Here is a 6,559-nt window from a genome sequence, read left to right on the forward strand (position 1 = left end):
AGAAACGTACATGTATTATTATAATTATTGTCGACCATTTAAAAAGCTAAACTGCCAAACTCCAATTGAATTCAGAGTAATGGCAGCCTAGGTGTTTTATTGAGTCTTATTTAACTGTGTCACTCCACTCATCATTCAGCATGGGGGTGTTTCGTCAGCCTAAGTATTTCATTTCCAGTTCATTCTCTTCCACTTCCTGACCTTCCACTCTTACATAATAACCTTTTGCCCCTGGGCGTGAGCTCACGTTTTGCACAGGTTCTGTGTTCACGAAATGGACGGCCGCTCCATCATCCAGCGCATAGCCTGGACGAATCGATCCATCTTTAATAAAGGATGTGTAGGCCGGTTTCCGCTCGTCCTCCCCATCATAATGAGGGCAGCAGCTGCCTGGGAGAAATCCAAGGCATTCAAGTGGTTCCAGCTGGTCACCGTAGGAATCTGTCACTCCTTCATCAAACCAGCAAATGGCCCCTGCACTGATACCCGCAAGGACGACTCCCTGTTCCCACGCTTCTTTCATGATTTCATCTAAACCCCATTCACGCCAAAGGACGAGTAAGTTTTTCGTCGATCCTCCACCAACGTAAATGATGTCCTGGTCGAGTACGAATTTTCGTAAATCTCTTGTGGGTGGTTTGAACAAGGACAAATGAGTTGCTTCAGCCTTCTCTTTGAACGCTTCATAGAAACGTTCGATGTAACTATCCGCATCCCCGCTTGCGGTAGGGACAAAACAGATTTTCGGTCTTTCTTTTTCCACTTGATTCAACACATAATCATCCAACAGCGGGTTTTCCGGCTCCATTGAGAAGCCACCTCCACCCATAGCTATGATTTGTTTCATCGTTTAGCCCCCTTCTTATTCTTATTTCTTCCCAGGGAAGTTTGAATGTCCTCTTTGTAAGCATAAGAGAACAAAAGAGATACCAATATGGCTCCTCCAATCAGATTTCCGATACTGGCAGGTACAAGGTTGAAGAAGATATATTCATACCATGTGTATTTATCAGAAGCCAAGATTCCCATACTGAAATACCCCATATTCGCAGCACTGTGCTGGAAATTACCCGCTACAAAGAGGACGACAGGTAACGTTGTTCCAAGGATTTTACCTGTTAAATCCCGGGCAGAGGTCGTCAGGAATGCTGCCATTCCGATAAGCCAGTTGGCAAGCACACCGGAAATCAGAACTTGAAACCATCCTTTGACTCCATGGTCCATAAACTTCATTTTATGATCCAAATACATCTCCAGTTCAGGATAGAAGGTACTGGCGAATGAGCCGGACGATTGGATCAGTACAGCCACAAGAAAGGCTCCAATGATGTTCCCGATATAAGTAGACATCCAGAATTTATAAATATTCGTTTTCATCAAACCTGCTTTGTTAAACAAGTAGGAGGGTAAAAGAACATTGATTTCCGTAAAAAGGACAGCCCCTGACATGAAGACCATCGAATATCCTGCCGCAAATCCCAGACCGGATAAAAGGTGATAGATTCCTTTCGTTTCAACCCCGACGGCAAGAAGTATGGAAAAGACGGCTCCGAAGGTCATAAAAGACCCTGCCGTCAGCGCGAGTAAAAACTGAGCAGGGAAAGGCTTGTTTAAGTGATCCCTTCCCTTTTCACCAAATTCATCTACGATTTGGGACGGAATATAAAATTGCCGACCTGGACGATCTATTTGCTGATTTGAATCATTGTTTTCTTTTACGTCTGCTTTCTGTTGTTTTTCCTCGTTTGCCACAGTCATCCCTCCAATGATTCTCACATTCCCGATTCCCTTAAAAAATAATCTCCCCTGTCTGTATAACCTGAAGCGTTTGAGAAATGGTAAGAAAAACAAGGAAAAGAGGAATGAAGATGGCTAGAGATGAATTCTGCCTCGCTTGCGATGGAGAAGGTCTGCTGATGGATGATGAAGAGTGGCGCTATACTTGTAAGGTTTGCGGTGGCAGCGGTCTGCGCCCCCAGGAAGGAAGCGTCTATGATCGCCAGAGTGCGGATGTCGATGCAATGAATCGCTACCTGGACTAACTCCATAATATCTAAGAATAATAAGATAAAAAAAGCGCTCATCCTCAGCCGAGCGCTTTTTTACGTAAATCCTGTCTCATTTCAACTAAAAGCAATTCAGCAAAATACGGATCCCATTGTGTCCCTTTTCCTTCTTCTATGATCGCTAACGCTTGTGAGACCGGCATTCCCTGCCGATAAGGCCTGTCAGATGTCATCGCGTCAAACGCATCCGCTACGGCCATCAGACGGCCAAATAAGGGAATCTCATCCCCTGCAAGTCCATCCGGATATCCCTTCCCATCATACCGCTCATGATGATGACGCACTCCTGCCAAAACAGGAGTAAGGGATTCCGGCAGCTGAACTTGTAAAAGAATTTGAGCGCCGATGACCGGGTGCTCCTTAATTTTCGCGAATTCCCCCTCGCTCAAACGCCCTTCCTTCAGCAACACATCATCACGAATTCCGATTTTCCCGATATCATGAAGCAGCGCTGACTTTTTCAACAAGTCCAAGTGCCTCTCATCAAAACCAGCCCTCCGCGCGATCAAGTCCGAGTATTCAGCTACCCGCTTCGAATGACCGGCAGTATAAGGATCACGTGCGTCGAGCGTTGCAGCAAAAACGGTGAAAAAGCTCTCGAGCAGGCGTTCGTTTTCTTTATCTCTTTCTTTTATACCGGTAACCATGTGATTGAATCCTGAGACCAACTCGGCAAATTCATCGATATACAAGTTATCCATCGAATTCATCTCACCTCGGCGCACATCTAGAAAGCGTTCGCTCAAATGCTCCATCGGCTCCTGGATACTTCTATAGAGCAAGAGGGCAGCGAGCGCCCCGATCCCCATAACCACAAGAGCGATGATAGAAGCCCAGTTCCAATACCCATCCACCCCATCCCCTTCAGACAGGCGGACTTGAGATGCCAGTAAGAAAAGAACGACAGGGAAAACTGCAGTAAACATGGAACTCAAAAACAACTTGGTCTTAATACTGATGGATGTTTCCCTTTTATAATCAATAAGGGCGCCTCTTTCATAAATCGAAGGCAGCAACAATTGAACCGCCCGGTCTGTCATAAAGAATTCTATCAAAGCATGCATGACAGCAATTAAGACTGCCCCCATCCATGCGTAACCTATGTAATAAAGCGGAAGGTCTACAAGTCCACGTTCGATTGCCCCCCAGGCTAAAAGGGAAGCAGGAATCGAAAGCCCTAGTAAGTGTGGGCCTAGAATCCGTTTCACCGTCAACTGAGGAAATTGATGTGCCCTAAGCAACGCACTCTTCACCTGCTCAGGAGCAGGAGAACCTATTGCGAACAGTTGTTGAATGGGGCGGACATGGCGCTTGTACATCATAATCTCGGCCGTTAACATGACCCCGACAGACACCAGCATGACAAAGATTAAATACATCATTTCTTTCATTTCAAGCTGAAGCGTGTAGAAAATAAACAAGCTTCCAACACCGCAAACAGCTACCGCCGATCCCCATATATAATTCACCAACATACGTCTTTGGAAAAAGTTGAATGGATCCATTCATTAAGCTCCTTCAATACATTCGTTTCTTCTCTCCTTATTCATTCAACAAAAATCGACGAATTCCTACATTTCAAGCTCTCTATTTTATGAATTTTTCGTTACAACGGTTTTTCTCTCCTCCTATATGACGGGTCTACATTTTTTATGGATGACAAACAAAAAGCGCGGCTATAGAGCCACGCTTTTTCCTATCTAATAACTGATTGCTTCGTCGGTTGCTGTCTTTTTCGGTTTCCGGACGAGCGCAACAATTCCAGCTATCAAATAGGCTACACCTCCGAATAATCCCATAAAGACCGTAGCAAACGTAAAGATAATTGCGGAAATGATCAAAATGATTCCTGCTGCTTTCGGCTTCTTGTTCCCTTTAAGGAATACGGCGGCGAGAATCCCTAACCCAATCGCAATCAAAGAAGCGATCAACACGAACATCGCGAATGACCCCATCATTTCAAACATCTGTGTCATATCTGTGGAACTCATTTCCCCTTCCATCTGGACTTCCGGGGAATTCATGAAGTTTTCAATTTCTTGTTGTATTTGCGGATTATCTGCAGAGTTTAACAATATCCCACTCAACAGAACGGGAAGTCCAAAAAGAACAATTCCTATGATAGTAAGAACGATTTCTACCGTACGTTTCAATTCCTTCTCCTCCTTTTTTATGATCCAGCTACGTCACGTTTCGTAAAGAACCCCCATGATAAAACCATGAATACTACATAATATACCGCTAAAACGGCGATGGAAAACCCAAGAGAAGTCCCGGATACGAATGGTGTCCCGGCCATATATTGACTCAAATCCGTATTGGCAAACAGGATATATTTCGCCCACTCTTTGTCCATGAAGAAAAGCACAATGGAACTCCCAGCCATCATGAGGAAAATCGCCAAGCCGATCGCAAGGGATGTATTCCTGAAAACAGAAGCGATCATAAACGCGAACGTAGCCATCATAATTAATTCTACAAAACTAAATAAGTATTGTGAAACAGTAAATGAAAAGATGCCGGCATCTTTAATCTCACCCGCTTGAGTATATACATACGTCTGAGAAATGCTGCCCATTCCAAACAATAAAGATCCTACTAAAAAGGACAACAGATATAAGATAAAAAGCATACCCAAAGCATAGATGACTACGGACACATATTTTGCTAACAGAATCTTCGCTCTTGAAATCGGGCGGATCAATAAAAGTTTAATTGTCCCCCAGCGAAACTCATTGGCTGTAATTCCTGCCGCTACAATAATCGTGAATAGACTAACCAACGCAACAAGATCCCGGTTATCGCGAACGAAATCCCACGCATTATAGGGTGTCGGTTTCAAGTCATTTTCTATCCGGTATTGGTTCATCTCCACATTCGTATAAGCCGGGTACTGAATTTCCGGGGGTTGTTCCCCTGCAGACATCAATTGCTCATTCTGCTGCTCCAGCTCCTGTTTCCAATCGTCTCCGGTCGGCCCTTCTCCACCCGTAATCGCATCATCGATTTTGAGAAGAGTCCCTATCCCGACAATTAAAACCACCAAAAGAATAGCCATGATCCACGTCGCTTTTTGATGATAGAGCTTCATCTGTTCATTTTTAATTAGTTGAAAAAAGTTACTCAATGGATCCCTCTCCAATCAAATCCAAGAATTTATCTTCAAGCGTAGAGCGGTTGACGTTCACACTGTAAATCTGGATTCCTTTTTGCACGAGATTTGCAACAACGGTTGGAATTTTTTCTTTTTTTACGGTGAAGGTCAGAAGTTCTTCCTTTCGGCTCACTTCCTTGCCTGTCATCTCTTGAAGAGCAATCATCGTTTGATCTACAGGTGTTGCTTCAATGGATACTTCTTTTTCATCTGTTTGCTGGAGAGCATCCTGAACGGTTTGAATGGAAATCAGCTCTCCATTTTTGATGATGCCGATCCGATCACACATCATCTCCATTTCTGAAAGAATGTGACTCGAGACAATGACTGCAACCCCTTCTTCTTCTGCCAGTCTTCGGATATACGCACGGATTTCCCTAATGCCCGAAGGATCCAATCCATTTGTAGGTTCGTCAAGGATGAGTACGGAAGGTTTATGTAAAAGGGCCTGAGCAATTCCAAGACGCTGACGCATCCCGAGGGAATATTTGCCCACTTTTTCCTTCATCCGCTTTTCCAATCCAACAAGTTTCACAACTTCCTTGATCCGCTCCTCTGTAACACCAGGCATCATACGGGCATAGTGAACGAGATTCTTCCACCCACTCATGAACGGGTACATTTCCGGATTCTCTACGATTCCACCGACGTGACGGATCGCTCCTTTGAAGTTGTTCTGCACACTTTCCCCCTGGATGATCACATCCCCATCCGTCATCGTCATCAACCCGACCATCATACGGATAGTTGTTGTTTTACCGGCTCCGTTAGGTCCCAGAAAACCAAACACTTCACCGCCGTAAATTTCAAAATCCAAGCCTTTGATAATTGATTTATTGCCAATTGTCTTTTTAACATTCTTCAACTGCATGACAGGCTCCGACATTCTTCCCCCTCCTTTTATTCAACACATCTAATGTACGTCACAGAATCAATCTGGTTTCACAATTCATGAAAAATTTTACAATGTTCAAGTATATGGCAGGATTCTTGAAGACTCAGTTTCGAGACGTTTGTTGAGTGGATGGGGCTGCGTGGAATAGCTCGCTTTCCACGGGAGCGCGGTGAGCCTCCTCGGACTGCTGTACTGACCCCATAAAATTGGACACTATGTAGTTAAGCTGTTGCTTGATATTTATCGCGGAACTGAACCGGGCTCATCCTTAATTTAGATTTAATTCTTCTATTGTTGTATTTTTCCATAAAAGCTGAGAGCTCCTGCTTGAAGTGCTCTATACTTTCAAAATCTTTATGATAAAGGAACTCTGATTTCATTAACCCAAAGAAGTTTTCTATTACCGCATTATCGTGACAGTTGCCCTTGCGGGACATACTTTGT

Annotated in this window: 8 protein-coding genes; 1 reads left to right on the forward strand and 7 read right to left on the reverse strand. The window is 44.1% G+C overall.

All coding sequences use genetic code 11. The features are described 5' to 3' along the window. Window positions 1–154: 154 nt before the first annotated feature. Both GLW00_RS20100 and GLW00_RS20105 read right to left on the reverse strand, forming a co-directional pair. A complete protein-coding gene (locus GLW00_RS20100) occupies window positions 155–847 on the reverse strand; it encodes a Type 1 glutamine amidotransferase-like domain-containing protein (protein ID WP_160917042.1) in 693 nt (230 codons plus the stop codon). Further along, entirely contained in the window at window positions 844–1,752 is a 909-nt protein-coding gene (locus GLW00_RS20105; protein WP_335808501.1) for a formate/nitrite transporter family protein, read from the reverse strand. The genes GLW00_RS20100 and GLW00_RS20105 overlap by 4 nt, the downstream gene beginning before the upstream one ends. Before the next feature lie 110 nt (window positions 1,753–1,862). On the opposite strand from GLW00_RS20105, the gene GLW00_RS20580 reads away from it, so the two are divergent. Continuing rightward, the gene (locus GLW00_RS20580; protein WP_202412588.1) at window positions 1,863–2,042 is read left to right on the forward strand and encodes a hypothetical protein; all 180 of its coding nucleotides are present in this window, start codon (window positions 1,863–1,865) and stop codon (window positions 2,040–2,042) included. A 44-nt stretch (window positions 2,043–2,086) separates the two neighbouring features. Here GLW00_RS20580 and GLW00_RS20110 read toward each other — a convergent pair whose 3' ends face one another. The 5 genes from GLW00_RS20110 to GLW00_RS20130 all read right to left on the reverse strand — a co-directional run. Then, complete coding sequence (locus GLW00_RS20110) at window positions 2,087–3,571, reverse strand: HD domain-containing phosphohydrolase (protein WP_160917043.1); 1,485 nt, start codon at window positions 3,569–3,571, stop codon at window positions 2,087–2,089. Between the two features lie 195 nt (window positions 3,572–3,766). After that, window positions 3,767–4,219, reverse strand: a complete 453-nt coding sequence (locus GLW00_RS20115; RefSeq protein WP_160917045.1) for a DUF4064 domain-containing protein — start codon at window positions 4,217–4,219, stop codon at window positions 3,767–3,769. A 17-nt stretch (window positions 4,220–4,236) separates the two neighbouring features. Next, the gene (locus GLW00_RS20120) at window positions 4,237–5,193 is read right to left on the reverse strand and encodes an ABC transporter permease (RefSeq protein ID WP_160917047.1); all 957 of its coding nucleotides are present in this window, start codon (window positions 5,191–5,193) and stop codon (window positions 4,237–4,239) included. Continuing rightward, on the reverse strand, window positions 5,186–6,106 hold the full coding sequence (locus tag GLW00_RS20125) for an ABC transporter ATP-binding protein (RefSeq protein ID WP_160917049.1): 921 nt from the start codon (window positions 6,104–6,106) through the stop codon (window positions 5,186–5,188). The genes GLW00_RS20120 and GLW00_RS20125 overlap by 8 nt, the downstream gene beginning before the upstream one ends. Window positions 6,107–6,336: 230 nt before the next feature. Beyond that, a partial coding sequence (locus tag GLW00_RS20130; protein ID WP_160915196.1) for an IS3 family transposase occupies window positions 6,337–6,559 on the reverse strand: 223 nt, incomplete at its 5' end.

The organism is Halobacillus litoralis (assembly GCF_009856445.1).
Taxonomy (GTDB): Bacteria; Bacillota; Bacilli; order Bacillales; family Halobacillaceae; genus Halobacillus; species Halobacillus litoralis.